General features: G+C 73.2%; 12 protein-coding genes and 1 pseudogene. 6 read left to right on the top strand and 7 right to left on the bottom strand.

Features of this window, described 5'->3' with window-relative positions; all coding sequences use genetic code 11:
• Positions 1–8 precede the first annotated feature (8 nt).
• Entirely contained in the window at positions 9–227 is a 219-nt protein-coding gene (locus tag IF55_RS36785; protein WP_078643873.1) for a DUF397 domain-containing protein, read from the bottom strand.
• The gene (locus IF55_RS05625; protein ID WP_030876171.1) at positions 224–733 is read right to left on the bottom strand and encodes an MFS transporter; all 510 of its coding nucleotides are present in this window, start codon (positions 731–733) and stop codon (positions 224–226) included. The genes IF55_RS36785 and IF55_RS05625 overlap by 4 nt, the downstream gene beginning before the upstream one ends.
• Positions 734–763: 30 nt before the next feature.
• Here IF55_RS05625 and IF55_RS05620 point away from each other — a divergent pair.
• From IF55_RS05620 to IF55_RS05610, 3 genes and pseudogenes are all read left to right on the top strand, one after another.
• Positions 764–988 (top strand): annotated as a pseudogene (locus tag IF55_RS05620) (winged helix-turn-helix transcriptional regulator); the annotation flags it as partial.
• Positions 989–1104: 116 nt separating this feature from the next.
• On the top strand, positions 1105–1896 hold the full coding sequence (locus tag IF55_RS05615) for a maleylpyruvate isomerase family mycothiol-dependent enzyme (RefSeq protein ID WP_030876165.1): 792 nt from the start codon (positions 1105–1107) through the stop codon (positions 1894–1896).
• 204 nt (positions 1897–2100) lie between these two features.
• On the top strand, positions 2101–3549 hold the full coding sequence (locus tag IF55_RS05610; RefSeq protein WP_030876160.1) for a M1 family metallopeptidase: 1449 nt from the start codon (positions 2101–2103) through the stop codon (positions 3547–3549).
• 24 nt (positions 3550–3573) lie between these two features.
• Here IF55_RS05610 and IF55_RS05605 read toward each other — a convergent pair whose 3' ends face one another.
• The 4 genes from IF55_RS05605 to IF55_RS05590 form a co-directional block, all read right to left on the bottom strand.
• Positions 3574–4584 carry an LLM class F420-dependent oxidoreductase gene (locus IF55_RS05605; RefSeq protein WP_030876157.1) on the bottom strand — a complete coding sequence of 337 codons (1011 nt, stop codon included), beginning with the start codon at positions 4582–4584 and terminating at the stop codon, positions 3574–3576.
• Positions 4585–4840: 256 nt separating this feature from the next.
• Complete coding sequence (locus tag IF55_RS05600; protein ID WP_037962793.1) at positions 4841–5746, bottom strand: hypothetical protein; 906 nt, start codon at positions 5744–5746, stop codon at positions 4841–4843.
• Between the two features lie 267 nt (positions 5747–6013).
• On the bottom strand, positions 6014–6889 hold the full coding sequence (locus tag IF55_RS05595) for an N-acetylmuramoyl-L-alanine amidase (RefSeq protein WP_030876152.1): 876 nt from the start codon (positions 6887–6889) through the stop codon (positions 6014–6016).
• Positions 6890–7189: 300 nt separating this feature from the next.
• Positions 7190–7828, bottom strand: coding sequence for a class I SAM-dependent methyltransferase (locus tag IF55_RS05590; RefSeq protein ID WP_030876149.1), 639 nt, complete (start codon positions 7826–7828; stop codon positions 7190–7192).
• 396 nt (positions 7829–8224) lie between these two features.
• On the opposite strand from IF55_RS05590, the gene IF55_RS36195 reads away from it, so the two are divergent.
• The 3 genes from IF55_RS36195 (at position 8225) to IF55_RS05575 (ending at position 13400) form a co-directional block, all read left to right on the top strand.
• The gene (locus IF55_RS36195) at positions 8225–9916 is read left to right on the top strand and encodes an ATP-binding SpoIIE family protein phosphatase (RefSeq protein WP_063763884.1); all 1692 of its coding nucleotides are present in this window, start codon (positions 8225–8227) and stop codon (positions 9914–9916) included.
• Positions 9917–10013: 97 nt separating this feature from the next.
• Positions 10014–12197, top strand: a complete 2184-nt coding sequence (locus tag IF55_RS05580) for an acyl-CoA dehydrogenase family protein (protein ID WP_030876143.1) — start codon at positions 10014–10016, stop codon at positions 12195–12197.
• Between the two features lie 12 nt (positions 12198–12209).
• Positions 12210–13400 carry a lipid-transfer protein gene (locus IF55_RS05575; protein ID WP_030876141.1) on the top strand — a complete coding sequence of 397 codons (1191 nt, stop codon included), beginning with the start codon at positions 12210–12212 and terminating at the stop codon, positions 13398–13400.
• A gap of 202 nt (positions 13401–13602) precedes the next feature.
• On the opposite strand, the gene IF55_RS05570 is transcribed toward IF55_RS05575, so the two are convergent.
• Complete coding sequence (locus tag IF55_RS05570) at positions 13603–13950, bottom strand: SH3 domain-containing protein (protein WP_030876139.1); 348 nt, start codon at positions 13948–13950, stop codon at positions 13603–13605.
• Positions 13951–14167: the final 217 nt, after the last annotated feature.

The raw sequence follows: 14167 nt of genomic DNA, 5'->3' as shown, positions 1-14167 counted from the left end.
CCGCCCCGCTACCGCCGTCCCGTCGCCGTCGGCCCTTTCGCCCAGCCGAGCAGTGTCTGCACGGCGGGCTTGGACGTGCTGAGTACGACGCCGGGGTCGTCGCTCTCGCGGAGGTGGACGGAGCCGGTGCCGCCCTTGGCGACTTCGAGGCACGTGGTGTTGCCGTCGCCGCTGCTGAAGGAGGATTTCCGGCCCGGCCGATTGGGACGATGTCGCCGCCTGGTCAGTGAGTGGCGTTCTCGGCGGCCGGTTCCTTTCCGTTCGCCGTACGTCGTGCTGTGGCGGGGGACCGTAGCGCGATGGCGGCGAGGAGCAGGGCGATGGCGACGAAGCCCGAGCCGACGCGGAAGGCAAGCTGGTAGCCACTCGTGAGCGCCGAAGCGGTGCTCTCCCCGTCGCCCAGGAGGGCATCCGTATGCGAGGCGGCGAGTGTGCTGAGGATCGCGAGCCCGAAGGCGCTGCCGATCTGCTGCATGGTGTTGAACATGCCGGAGGCGAGCCCCGAGTCCTGAGGTGTGGCCCCTGACATCGCGAGTGTGGCCAGCGCCGGCATCGCGAGTCCGAACCCGATGCCGAGTGGCAGCAGCGCGGGCAGGACGTCTGCGAAGTAGCCCCCATTCGCCGGTACGCGCCCGAGCGCCGCGAGACCTGTCGTGATCGATGCGAGGCCGGGAAGGAGTACGGCACGGGAGCCGAAGCGCGCGATCAGCTTGGGTGAGAGGCCGAGGGACATCGCGCCGATCGCGACCGAGACGGGGACAATAGCCGACGCATGCTCACCTTGAACCTGCGCAAGCTGGAACGCGACGGCCTGCTCATCCGGACCGTCTACTCGACCGTGCCGCCCAAGGTGGAATACAGCCTCACACCCATGGCTCGCGAACTCCACGCGACCCTTTCCGGGCTCGTCGGCTGGGCGGAACGCCACCGAGCCGACATCACCGCCGCTCGCGCCACCTACGACGCCGCCTCGTCACCGGCCCCCTGACGTCTACGCGGACCCGACAGACCCGACGGTCACCGGCGGAGGCTCTTATCGCGACCGGCGCTGCGGGCGCGGCCCGCTGGAGCGTGGAGGGAGAGGGGGCGGTTTATCGTGCCGTTATGACTCTTCTCAGTTTTGAGCGTTACTGCGACGAAATAGTGGCGCAGACCGAGCAGTTGGTGGATGTTGTGGCGGGGGCCGAGCTGGCGGCCATGGTGCCGTCGTGTCCGGAGTGGACGCTGGAGCAGTTGCTGCGACATGTGGGTGCGGCGCATCGCCGGGTGGAGGCGACGGTACGGACGCGGGCGACGGCGTTTGTTCCGGATGAACAGGTCAGCGGCATCGGCGGGCCCGAGGGGGCGGACCTGGGGGCGATCGGTGAGTGGCTGCGGGAGGGCGCGGCCCTGCTGGTGAGCACGTTGCGCGAGGTCGGGCCCGACGTCGAGGTGTGGGCGTTCTTCGGCACGGGGTCCTCCTCCTTCTGGGCCCGGCGCATGGCGCACGAGACCGTCGTGCACCGCGCGGACGCGGCGCTGGCCGTCGGCGCGGAGTTCACCGTCGACACGACGCTGGGGGCGGACACCATCGACGAGTGGCTGCACATCTGTGCCCAGCCGCAGCTCATGGAGGCCCGGCCCCAACTGCGCGAACTGCTCGGCGCCGGGCGCACCCTGCACTTCCACGGCACCGATGCCGAACCCGGCGCCGCCGCCGAGTGGCTGGTCGACCTCACCGGCGACGCCATCGCCGTCCGGCGGGCCCATGAGAAGGCCGCCGTCGCCGTACGGGGCCCCGTCGGCGACGTACTGCAACTCGTCTTCCGCCGGCAGCCGGTCTCCGCCGGCCGCGTCGAGGTCCTGGGCGACGCCGAGCTGCTCGACTTCTGGCTGGAACGCGTCAAGTTCGGGTGAGCGCGCGGCGGGCTTGTTCTCCCCGCCCGTCTTCTATGCTCGGGTGATCACTGACTGGGGGATTGCCCGAGAATGACCACATCGACCCCGACCCCGACCACATCGACCCCGACTCCGGCCACTTCGACCCCGACCCCGTCGAGACGGGCCCTGCGAACACGGGCCCTGCGAACACGGGCTCTGCGGACACGGGCCACGCCGAGAGTGGCCGCCGCCCGGCGCCCGGCCCCGCGCCGTCGCCTCCTGGCCTGCGCGCTGCCGCTCGTACTGGCGCTCACCGCCTCCTGTACGAGCGCGAGTCACGACGAGGAGGAGGCGGCGGCCGGGGCCGCCGGGGTCGGGGACCCGCTGTTCCCCGGGCTCGGCAACGGCGGCTACCACGTCCGCCACTACGGCCTGACGCTCGACTACGTTCCCGACGGCAACCGCCTCAAGGGCAAGGCGGTCATCAAGGCCACCGCCACCCAGTCGCTCAGCGCGTTCAACCTGGACCTCAAGGGGCTGACGGTGCGGAGCGCGAGCGTCGACGGGAAGGCGGCCCGTACGGCCCGTAAAGGCACGGAGCTGACGGTGACGCCGGAGTCGGCCGTCGGGAAGGGCCGCGAGTTCACGACGACCGTCGTGTACGACGGGGTTCCGCAGGCGATCGAGGGCGCCGACGGCTCGCAGGAAGGCTGGGTCGAGACGGACGGCGGCGCGGTCGGGCTCGGCGAGCCCACGGGGTCGATGACCTGGTTCCCGGGCAACCACCACCCCTCGGACAAGGCGGCCTATGACATCACGGTCACCGTTCCCGAGGAGTTCACGGCCGTCGCCAACGGCGAGCTGAAGCGCAAGGAGACCAAGGCCGGCCGTACCACTTTCGCCTGGCACAACGACGAACCCACGGCCAGTTACCTCGCCACCGTCGCCGTCGGCCGCTTCGACGTCGCCACCTCGCGCTCCGGCGACATCCCCGTCTACGTCGCCACGGACCCCAGGGAAGCCGAGACCGAGGCCGACGACAGCGTCGACGTACCCGGCACCATCGACGAAGTCCTCGCCTGGGAGAGCGGCCTCTTCGGCCCGTACCCCTTCCGCAGCGCGGGCGCGATCGTCGACCACAACCCCGACCTCGGGTACGCGCTGGAGACCCAGACCAAGCCGTACTACGACTCGGCCCCCGACGAGGCGCTCGTGGTGCACGAGATGGCCCACCAGTGGTTCGGCAACTCCGTCACCCCCCGCACCTGGCGCGACATGTGGCTGAACGAGGGCTTCGCGACGTACGCCGAGTGGATGTGGGAGGAGAAGTCGGGCGGCCGCTCCGCCGACCAGATCTTCGCCGACTTCTACAACGGCGGCGACGACGAGAGCGACGACGAGAACGGCGGCATCTGGGCCTTCCCGCCCGCCGACCCGCCCTCGGGAGCCAAGGTCTCCGACCCCCCGGTCTACGGCCGGGGCGCCATGGTCCTGCACAAGGTGCGCAAGGCCGTCGGCGACAAGGTCTTCTTCGCGACCGTACGCGCCTGGACCAAGGACCACCGGCACGGCAACGCCGACACCGCGCAGTTCATCCGCCACTGCGAAGAGCAGTCCGGCAAAGACCTCGGCCCCGTCTTCGACACCTGGCTCCGCCACAAGGGCAAGCCGCCCTCCATCAATGCGTGAGCCCCGGCCCGTACGAGCCCCCGCTCACCCGTTGAGTTCGGCGAGCACTCGCAGGGTCGCCGGGTTCGAGGCCGTGACCAGGAGGTCCGTCACCGGGCCCGCGCGCCACAGGTCCAGGCGTTCGGCGATGCGGGGGCGGGGGCCGATGAGGGAGATCTCGTCGGCGAAGGTGTCGGGGACGGCGGCGATGGCCTCGTCGCGGCGGCCCTCGGCGAAGAGTTTCTGTACGCGCCGGGCGGCGTCCTCGTAGCCCATGCGGGCCATGAGGTCGGCGTGGAAGTTGCGGGTGGCGTGGCCCATGCCGCCGATGTAGAAGCCGAGCATCGCCTTGACGGGGAGCAGGCCCTCCGCGACGTCGTCGCAGAGCCTCGCCTGGGCCATGGGGGCGACCAGGAAGCCGGGCGGCGCTTCGGCGAGGGCCGGGGCGTAGGTGTCGGCGCGGGCGGGGGACCAGTACAGCGGGAGCCAGCCGTCGGCGATGCGCGCGGTCTGCGCGATGTTCTTGGGGCCTTCCGCGCCGAGCAGTACGGGCAGGTCCGCGCGGAGCGGGTGGGTGATCGGTTTGAGGGGTTTGCCGAGGCCGGTGCCGTCCGGGCCCCGGTAGGGGTGGGAGTGGAACCGGCCGGCGAGTTCGACCGGGGCCTCGCGGCGCAGCACCTGCCGGACCACGTCCACGTACTCGCGCGTCGCGGTCAGCGGGCTCTTGGGGAACGGGCGCCCGTACCAGCCCTCCACGACCTGCGGGCCCGACAGCCCGAGGCCGAGCAGCATCCGGCCGCCGCTGAGGTGGTCGAGCGTCAGCGCGTGCATGGCGGTGGCCGTGGGCGTACGGGCCGCCATCTGGGCGACCGCCGTGCCGAGCCTGATCCGCTTGGTGTGCGCGGCGAGCCACGTCAGCGCGGTGAAGGCGTCCGAGCCCCAGGACTCGGACGTCCAGAGGGAGTGGTATCCCAAGTCCTCCGCCAGGCGCGCCAGTTCGAGGTGGCGGGGGTCGGGGCCGCGCCCCCAGTAGCCGAGTGCGAGGCCGAGCCGCATGGTGTGCCCTCCACGGGTCGCTGTTCCTGAAGGTCGCCGGTTCCGGTTCGCGCCGGCGGACTCGTCCGCTTAGCTGACGGCGCGTCAGTTATCTGCGGTGCGTCGTGACTGTACGGGCCGGGGTGCGGCCCAGGCAACGGTCCCGCCCGCGCGGACGCCGACTCGCCCACTCGGACGCCGACCCGGACGGCTCGGGCACGGCTCGGGCATGGCTACGGCCCCTCTCCCACTCATGCGGGCGAGGGGCCGTAAACTGTCAGCCGCGCTGGATGCCCGTGGTGTCCTGCAGAACGCCCCGGCGGCCGTCCTGCGTCTGCGCGATGAGCGCCTGGCCGCGCTGGTCCACCGCGAGGTACCAGGTGCCGGGCGCGAGCTCGGCGATCGGGGTGGGCGCGCCGTCCTCCGCGTACAGCGGGCGGGCGACCGGCACCGCGAACCAGAACGGCGCGAACTCCGGGCCGGGCTGCGCCGCCGCGGGCTGCGCGGCCGGGCCCGGCTGGTGCTGCGCGGCGGCGGCCATCGGCTGACCGCCCTGGCCCCCCTGCCCTGCCGGGCCGGCCTGACCGGGGCCACCTTGACCGCCGTGCTGCTGCGGGCCGGGCTGGGCGCCGTACGGCTGCTGCGCGCCGTACGGGGAGGGCTGGCCCGCGCCCGGGCCGGGGTAGCCGTAGCCCGGGTTCGGGCCGACGCCGTACGGGGACGGCTTCGGGCCCGCCGCCGGCAGCAGGCCCGCCTTCAGCGCCGGCACGCGCGGCGTGAGCACGGCCGCCGCGGCCAGCGCCAGGGTCGCGATCACACCGAGGATGGAGCCGATGCCCGCCGACGCCTTCTCGGGCATGACCAGCAGGGACCAGATCGAGGACCAGGCCGCGGCCATCGTGAGGCCCGCGCCCCACTGGTCGAGGGAGAGACCCGCGAGCTTGCGGCCGGCGGGCTGAAAGCGCGCGGCGATGATAAGGATCGCGCCGATCAGGCCGGTCAGGATCACCGAGGGGAGCACCAGGAAAAGCTCGTCGGTCGACCACGCGTTGGGCAGTTTGAGGCTGTCGCAGAATCGACCGCAGTTGTCGACGGAGTAGTAGTCGAGGAACGAGGCGATGAACAGCAACACCGCTGCTCCGATCACCACGCCGTCGCCTCTAGTGAGGGAGCGGATGTTCACCTGAAATCCTTTGTCGGTCTCGTCGGTCTTCTTTGTCGCTGTCGCCGGAACGCGAGCTGCGAGGGCGCGGGGGTGGCCCCCCATCGTACGGGTGAACATATCGCCTGGACGGCCGGGGCGTCCTCATCGTTTCACCCCTGTGACACGCGCGTGGCCTGCCGCTCCACGGAGCCCGACGCGGCCTCCGAACGGCCCGGCGGCGCCCCCGGACGGCCTGTGACGGGGCCGGGAAGACGGGCGGCGGGCCCTTGGGCCCACCGCCGCTCCTCACCTCGCCAAGAAGTCCGTAATGCCGTCCGCGATACCGCGTGCCGCTTTTTGCCGCCACTTCGCGTCGGTGAGTTCGGCTGCGTCCTTCGGGTCGCGCATATTGCCGCATTCAATGAACACCTTCGGCACCGTGGAGAGGTTGAGGCCGCCCAGGTCATCGCGGACATTCACGCCGCTGCCGGCGGCGATGTAGTTGGCCGGACGACTGCCCGTCGCGCCGGAGAACTTATCCGCAATACGCTCGCCGAGTACGCGTGACGGACCGACGATGGCGGAAGTGTCGGCGCCGTCCTGCTTGACCGCCGCGGGCAGAATGACGTGAAATCCCCGGTTTCCCACGGTGGAACCGTCCGCGTGCACGGAAACCGCCGCGTCGGCGTGGGCCGCGTTCCCGATTCTCGCCCGCTCGTCCACGCACGGCCCGAACGGCCGGTCCGCGTCATGGGTGAGCGCGACCTTGGCACCACGCGCCTCCAGCAGGGCCCGCATGCGGTGCGCGACATCGAGGGTGAACGCGGCCTCGGCGTACCCGGCGTCGGTCGCCGTCCCCGTGGTGTCGCACTCCTTGTGGCCCCGCCCCGCCTGCACGGCGCGAGCTATCTCGGCGACGTGGTCGCGGTTGCGGGGATTGTGCCCGGGGTCGATGACGACCGTCTTCCCGGCGAGCGGCCGCGCCGACGAGGGCGAGCCCGGACCGGCGGGCGCGGCGCTCGCCGCCGGGCGCTTCGCGTCGTCCTCGGCGCTGCCGCCCCCGGCCGCCGCGTCCCACGCCAGCCAGCCCGCGTAGCCGATCGGTATGAGCACGGCCAGCCCTGCGACGAGGGGGCCGACTCGCGGGCGGCGGGGCGCGGAATCAGGTCTGCCGTTCGACACGCGGGCGATGCTAACCCCTCGCCCCGCGGCACCCGCCTCCCGTACCTCCCCGCCACGGGATCAGCGACCGTACGGCGCAGGCACCCTGGCCCGTACGGCGCACAGCGCGTAGGCCGTACGGGGGAGTGGGCGGCCGGCCGCGCGGGAGGGCGGAGGCGCGGTCCGCAGGGGACGGCGGGTGCGGGTCGTACGGGTCGGCGGGCGCGGGCCGTACGGGGCCGTGGGCGAGCCCTCGCCCGTACGCGCCGTGCCAGGCTGCCCGGGACCGCGCGCCGCCCCGGACCGCGCCCCGCTATCCCCCTACACCCCGCGCCCCGTACGGCGCAGTACGTGCAGCGAGCGCGTGGCCGAGACCTCGGTGAACGCGCCGGATTCCAGGGCGCGGCGGTAGACGCGGTACGGGGCCTGGCCGCCGTCGGCCGGGTCGGCGAAGACGTCGTGGATGACGAGGGCCCCGCCGGGCGCGAGGTGCGGGGCCCAGCCCTCGTAGTCGCCGGTGGCGTGCTCGTCGGTGTGGCCGCCGTCGATGAAGACGAGCCCGACGGGGGCGGCCCAGAGGGCGGCGACCTGCGGGGAGCGGCCGACGACGGCGACGACGTGCTCTTCGAGCCCGGCGGCGTGCAGGGCGCGGCGGAAGGCGGGGAGCGTGTCCATGCGGCCGACCTCGGGGTCGACGACCTCGGGGTCGTGGTACTCCCAGCCGGGCTGCTGCTCCTCGCTGCCCCGGTGGTGATCGACCGTCACCGCGGTCACCCCGGCGCCCCGCGCGGCGTCGGCGAGCAGGATGGTCGAGCGGCCGCAGTACGTGCCGATCTCGATCAGCGGCAGGCCGAGCCGGGCGGCCTCCTCGGCGGCGGCGTGCAGGGCCAGCCCCTCGTCGAGGGGCATGAAGCCCTTCGCCGCCTCGAAGGCGGCGAGAGTCTCGGGCTTGGGCGCCATGGTGTCCTCCTGGGGGTGGGGGCGGCGGCCGTCGCGGCCCTGCTGGCCGTCGGTCTGTCTCGACGGACCATCGTGCCGGATCGGCCGGGGGCCGACACGCCGGGGCGGAGGGAGAGCGGGGGAGAGGGGCCCGGGGGCGCGGCCGGAGAGCGGCCCTCCGCGCTGCATGCCCGATGTTCCGACGTGTGGTGTGGAGTCGCGAAGTGAGCGTAAAGGTGCAGTAGTTGGGCAAGTGGCGGCCATAATCGGACATGTCGGTGGAGCCGGGCCCCGGGGGTGCTCCAATGGCCGAACCCTGCCGCGGGCCCGGCCCTCGGGCGCGCGCCGCGGGGCGCGGTGAGCCGTCGGTCTCGCTGGTCGGACAACAGGCAGGTCATGCGGGGTGAGGCACCGGTGATGTCACAGGAGCTGCTGCTGGGCAGCGCGGGCGGGCACGAACTGCTGCGCGGGGTGGTGGAGTCCTCCCACGACGCGATCCTCATCAAATCCCTGGACGGGCAGATCGCCTTCTGGAACGCCGCCGCGCAGCGGCTGTACGGCTACAGCGCCGCCGAGGCCGTCGGCCGGCACGTCGGCGTGCTGGTGCCGACCGACCTGAAGGACGAGGAGGCCGGCCTGCTGGAGCGGATCGGCCGGGGCGAACGCATCGAGCACTACGAGACCCGGCGGGTCACCCGCGACGGCCGGGAGCTGGACGTCGATGTGACGCTGTGGCCGGTACGCACCCGGGGCGGCGCCATCACGGCCGCCTGCTCGATCACGCGGGACATCACCGACCGCAAGCGGGCCGAGCGCGAACTGGCCGAGCTCTACCAGCAGCGGCGGCACATCTCGCTGGCGCTGAGCCTGATGGGCGTCTGCGAGGTGGTCCCCGGCACCCTGTCGGCCAGCCGCTATCTGCCCTCGACGCGGGGGCAGGGGGTGGGCGGGGACTGGCTCGACCTGATCGACCTGGGGGCCGGGCGGGTCGGCCTCGTCATCGGGGACGTGATGGGGCGCGGCCTGGACGCGGCCGTCGTCATGGGTCAGTTGCGCTCGGCGGCCCGGGCGCTGGCCCTGGCGGGCGTGTCGCCCTGCGAGCTGATCCAGGCGCTGGACACCTTCACCTGCGGCATGCCGGAACAGTTCGTCACCTGCGTCTATCTGGAGGCCGACCCCGGACGGGGCACGCTGACGGCCTGTTCGGCCGGGCACCTGCCCGTACTGCTCATCGGCCCGGACGCGACCGTCGACACGCTGCCGGTGCCGACCGGCACTCCGCTGGGCGTGGGCGGGGTGCCGCACCAGCAGGTGAGCGTCCCCATCGCGCCCGGCGTGACGCTGGCCCTCTACACCGACGGGCTGGTGGAGACGCCGCGCAGCGACATCGACGCGCAACTGACGGTGCTGGCCTCGACGCTCGAAGAGGTCTTCGCCACGGCCGTGAGCCTGGAGGAGGCCGCGGACCGGGTGCTGCACACGCTGCTGCCGGACACCACCGCGTACGCCGACGACGTGACCCTGCTGCTGGTCGGCTTCCCGGCGGCCCCGCTGGCGACGGCCTCGGTGGAGCTGCCGGGGGAGACCTCCTCGGTGCCGGCCGGGCGGCGGTTCCTGCTGGGGGCGTTGCGGGAGTGGGGGCTGGAAGCGCTGGCGGACACCGCGCCGCTGCTGCTCTCGGAGCTGCTGACCAACGCGGTCCTGCACGCGCGGGGCCCGATCGGGCTGCGGCTGTGGCGCAGCAACCGGGAGCTGGGCGTCGAGGTCGCCGACGGCAGCACGCCCCGGCCGCGGGCGCGGCTCGCGACGGCGACGGAGGAGTGCGGGCGCGGCTTGATGCTGGTCGCGGCCCTGGCCGACGCCTGGGGCACCCGGCCGGAGGCCGCCGGCAAGGCGGTCTGGTTCACCTTGCGGATCGCCGCCGCCGGCCCCGTCGGCCCCGCCGGCACCTCTGGACCCGCTGGTACGGCCGGCACCGCTGGCACGGCCGACAGCGCTGGCACGGCCGGCACTATCGGGGCCGCTCGCACCCCCGGCACCCCCGGCACCCCCGGCACTCCCGGAGCCCCCGGCGCCACCGGCCCGGCGGCTCCCGTGCCGTCCTGCTGAGCGCCGACGAGTCCCGCCGCCCCCGCCCCTGCCCTCCCCGCCCCCTCGCCCCGCATCTGACCTTCCGTCAGAATGAAACGTGTTCTAATCTGCGCGCATGGGCATCGGAATCACGCAAGAGCAACGCGAATTGGCGCAGGCCGTCCGCGGCTGGATCGCCCGCGCCGTGCCGCCCGAAGAGGTGCGCAAACTGCTCGACGCTCCCGGCGGCTCCACCGGACGGCCCGCGTGGTGGGCCGGGCTCGTCGAACTCGGGCTGCTCGGGCCGCACCTGCCGCAGGAGTGCGGCGGCGACGACGGCGAACTGCTGGACCTCGCGGTGGTCCTGGAGGAGACCGGCCGGGCCGCGCTGCCCGGCCCGTACCTGCCCACCGTCCTCGCCTCGACCCTGCTGGCCGCTGACCGCCCCGACCTCGCCCGCACCCTCGTCGAGGGGCGGCGCACCGCGGCCGTCGCGCTCGGGCCGGGAACGCTGACCGCCGTCGCGACCGGCGAGGGGTACGTACTGGACGGCACCGCGCCGCCCGTACTCGGCGGCGCGGACGCCGACCTGATCCTGCTGACCGCCGAGACCGCCGACGGCCCGCTGTGGCTCGCCGCCGACGCCCGGACGCTCACCGTACGGGCCCACGACAGCGCCGACGCCACCCGGCCCACCGCCGAGGTCACGGCCGAGGGGGCCGCCGTGCCCGCCGGGCGGGCCGTGGCCGTGGACGGCGCGCGCGTCCGCGACCTCGCCGCCGTCCTGTTCGCCGCCGAGGCGTGCGGCATCGCGGACTGGGCGCTCACCACCGCCGCCGAGTACGCGAAGGTCCGCGAGCAGTTCGGCCGCCCCATCGGCCAGTTCCAGGCCGTCAAGCACCTCTGCGCCGACATGCTCGTACGCACCGAACAGGCCCGCGCCCTGACCTGGGACGCCGCCCGCGCGACAGCCGGTACGGAGCCCGGCGCTCGCGCCCTGACGGCGGCCCTCGCGGCGGCCACCGCCCTGGACGCCGCGTACACCTGCGCCAAGGACTGCATTCAGATCCTCGGCGGCATCGGCTTCACCTGGGAACACGACGCCCACCTCTATCTGCGCCGGGCCACCGTCGCCCGCCAGCTCCTGGGCACCGGCGCGGCCCACCGGCTGCGCGCCGCCCGCCTCGCCGCCGACGGCGCCCGCCGCGAACTGCGCCTGGAACTGTCCCCCGAGGCCGACGAGTACCGCGTCCGGGCGCGTACCGCCATCGAGGCGGCCCGCGGCCTCGACCCCGCCGCCGCCCGCCGCGCCCTCGCCCCCACCGGCTACGCCGCGCCGCACCTGCCGCCCCCGTACGGGCTCGGCGCCGGCCCCGTACAGCAACTGGCCGTACAGCAGGAGATGGCGGCCGCGAAGGTCAAGGTCAGCGACCTCGGCATCGCGACCTGGGTGGTGCCCTCCCTCATCGCGCACGGCACCGAGGCGCAGCGCGAGCGCTATCTGCCGCCGACGCTCCGCGGCGAACTGCTGTGGTGCCAGCTCTTCTCCGAGCCCGGCGCCGGCTCCGACCTGGCCTCGCTGCGCACCAAGGCCGTACGGACGCCGGACGGCTGGCGGATCAACGGGCAGAAGGTGTGGACGTCGGCCGCGCAGTGGGCGCACTACGGCATCCTGCTGGCCCGCACCGACCCCGACGCCCCCAAGCACCAGGGGCTGACCTACTTCGTCGTCGACATGAAGCGGACCGAGGGCATCGACATCCGGCCGCTCAAGGAGATCACCGGGGACTCCCTCTTCAACGAGGTCTACTTCGACGACGCGCTGCTGCCGCTCGACGCCGTGGTCGGCGAGGTGGGCGACGGCTGGCGGGTCGCCCGGCACACCCTGGGCAACGAACGCGTCCACATGGCCGACCAGTTGACCTTCGACACCGGCCTGGAGACGTTGATCGCGCGGACCGGGGATGCCGACGGCTCGGTGCGCGAGCGGGTCGGCGCGCTCGCCGCCGAGGCCCACGCGCTCGCCTGCATCGGGCTCCGTACGACCCTCCAGCAGACCCTGGGCCTGGAGCCCGGCGCGGGCGCCAGCATCCGCAAGCTCGTCCAGACCCCGCACCAGCAGAAGGTCGCCGAACTCGCCCTCGAACTCCTCGGCCCGCGGGGCGCGGTGCGCGAGGGGCCGGGCGAGCGGGCCCTGCACGGCTTCCTGATGTCCCGCTGCCTGACCATCGCGGGCGGCACGACACAGGTGCAGCTCAACGTCGTCGCGGAACGGCTGCTCGGCCTGGACCGCGACCCGGAGCCCCGCCCCCTGATCTGAGGAGTTGGCCGCATGAAGGCGTACATCGTCGGCGTCGGGATGACGAAGTTCGAGAAGCCCGAGAGCCGGGACTGGCAGTACTGGGACATGGCCGAGGAGGCGGGCTCCAAGGCGCTCGCCGACGCCGGAATACCGTACGACCTCGTGGAGCAGGTGCCCGTCGGCTACTGCTACCAGGCGTCGACGGCCGGCCAGCGCGCCGCCTACGGGCTCGGCCTCACCGGCGTCCCCGTCTACAACGTCAACAACAACTGCGCGACCGGCTCCACGGCCCTGATGATGGCCCGCCAGTTCGTCGAGGCCGGCGTCAACGACTGCGTCCTCGCGCTCGGCTTCGAGAAGATGAAGAAGGGCGCGCTCGGCGGCGGCGCGGACGGCGGAGACTTCAAAACATCGCCCGTCGCCCGGCACTACGGCGTCATGGCCGCCCGGCACGGCTTCGAGCAGACCCCGCCCACCGCCCAGATCTTCGGCAACGCCGCCCGCGAGCACATGGAGCGGTACGGCACCACCGCCGAACAGCTCGCCGCCGTCGGCGCGAAGAACCACCGGCACTCGACGGGCAACCCCAACGCCCAGTTCCAGGAGGCCTATTCGGTCGAGGAGGTGCTGGCCGCCAAGACCATCCACCGGCCCCTGACCAAGCTCCAGTGCTCACCCACCTCCGACGGCTCGGCCGCCGCCCTCGTCGTATCCGAGCGGTTCGCCGACCAGCACGGGCTGATGGGACGGGCCGTGGAGATCACCGCCCAGGCCATGACCACGGACACCGAGGAGAGCTTCGCCTCCGGCTCCTGTATCGACGTCGTTGGCAAGCCCATGTCGCGCGCCGCGGCCCGGCAGGTCTACGAACGCTCCGGGCTCGGCATCGAGGACGTCGATGTGATCGAGCTGCACGACTGCTTCTCCATCAACGAACTCATCACCTACGAGGCGCTGGGGATGTGCGCGGACGGCGAGTCCGGCAAGCTCGTCGCCGACGGCGCGACGACGTACGGCGGCCGGTGGGTCGTCAATCCGTCCGGCGGGCTGATCTCCAAGGGCCACCCGCTCGGCGCCACCGGCCTCGCGCAGGCCGCCGAACTCGTCTGGCAACTGCGCGGCGAGGCGGGCCCCCGCCAGGTCCAGGGCGCCCGCACCGGCCTCGCCCACAATATCGGGCTGGGCGGCGCGGCCGTGGTCACGCTGCTGCGCAAGCCGTAGCGGGCCTTCGCACGAGCGGGAGACCGCTCTACGCGGGCGCCGTGCGGCATGCCGTACGCCCCGGCCCACTCGGCATCCGGAGGCGGGGGCGTACGGGGTCTTCAGGGTGCGGGCGGTGCGCGGGAGACGCGCGGCGGCGCGCGGGTCGCACGGGGAGCGTGGGGCCGCGGGAGCCGTCGTCCCGCGTGCCCCGCGCCGCGCGTCAGCACCAGGCCGGCGCCCGGCCGATGTTGCGGATGTAGCGGGCCGACGACCAGCCGTACGAACCGTCGCTGAGCAGGTACCAGCGCGGGTTGCCGCGGATGTTCTGGCCGTTGACCTTGCACACGATGTGCACGATCTTGCCGTAGCCGTGCTTGCCGACCACTCTGTAGTGGGTGCTCGGGCCGGTACGGACGAGCAGGCCGGTCTTGGCGATGACGCGGCCCTTGTACGGGGCGTGGCCGTCGCCCGCCGGGGAGGCGATGGCCGGCCCGGCCGCCGTGGCGGCGGCGAGGGCCCCGGTGGCGGTCACGAGGGCGAGCTTGCTGAGCTTCGACTGCGGAAACATCTGCTTCCTCCTGCGAAGAGACATCCCAACGGGATGGAGCGGAAGAGCCGGGACGTTCCGGGACGCGTGGCCGGGGCCGCGCCGCGCAGCCGCGGCGTGGTGGCCTTCCTCCGGCCGGTCTCCGGCTGTCGCCGGCTGTGAGGACGGTCCATCCCAGATGAGATGTCCTGCGCGCCTCACGCGTTTCACGCTAAATATGTGGCTCTGTGTCCGCAAC

Source organism: Streptomyces varsoviensis, from assembly GCF_000718635.1.
GTDB classification, from domain to species: domain Bacteria; phylum Actinomycetota; class Actinomycetes; order Streptomycetales; family Streptomycetaceae; genus Streptomyces; species Streptomyces varsoviensis.
Note: the sequence above shows the minus strand (reverse complement) of the source record. Positions and strands in the feature narration are given on the sequence as shown.

Bases quoted from the DNA above. Each gene is read 5' to 3' on its own strand.
- IF55_RS36195 (WP_063763884.1), top strand. From the start codon at position 8,225: ATGTCACAGGAGCTGCTGCTGGGCAGCGCGGGCGGGCACGAACTGCTG.
- IF55_RS05580 (WP_030876143.1), top strand. From the start codon at position 10,014: ATGGGCATCGGAATCACGCAAGAGCAACGCGAATTGGCGCAGGCCGTC.
- IF55_RS05570 (WP_030876139.1), bottom strand. From the start codon at position 13,950: ATGTTTCCGCAGTCGAAGCTCAGCAAGCTCGCCCTCGTGACCGCCACC.
- IF55_RS05590 (WP_030876149.1), bottom strand. From the start codon at position 7,828: ATGGCGCCCAAGCCCGAGACTCTCGCCGCCTTCGAGGCGGCGAAGGGC.
- IF55_RS05575 (WP_030876141.1), top strand. From the start codon at position 12,210: ATGAAGGCGTACATCGTCGGCGTCGGGATGACGAAGTTCGAGAAGCCC.
- IF55_RS05615 (WP_030876165.1), top strand. From the start codon at position 1,105: ATGACTCTTCTCAGTTTTGAGCGTTACTGCGACGAAATAGTGGCGCAG.
- IF55_RS05605 (WP_030876157.1), bottom strand. From the start codon at position 4,584: ATGCGGCTCGGCCTCGCACTCGGCTACTGGGGGCGCGGCCCCGACCCC.
- IF55_RS05625 (WP_030876171.1), bottom strand. From the start codon at position 733: ATGTCCCTCGGCCTCTCACCCAAGCTGATCGCGCGCTTCGGCTCCCGT.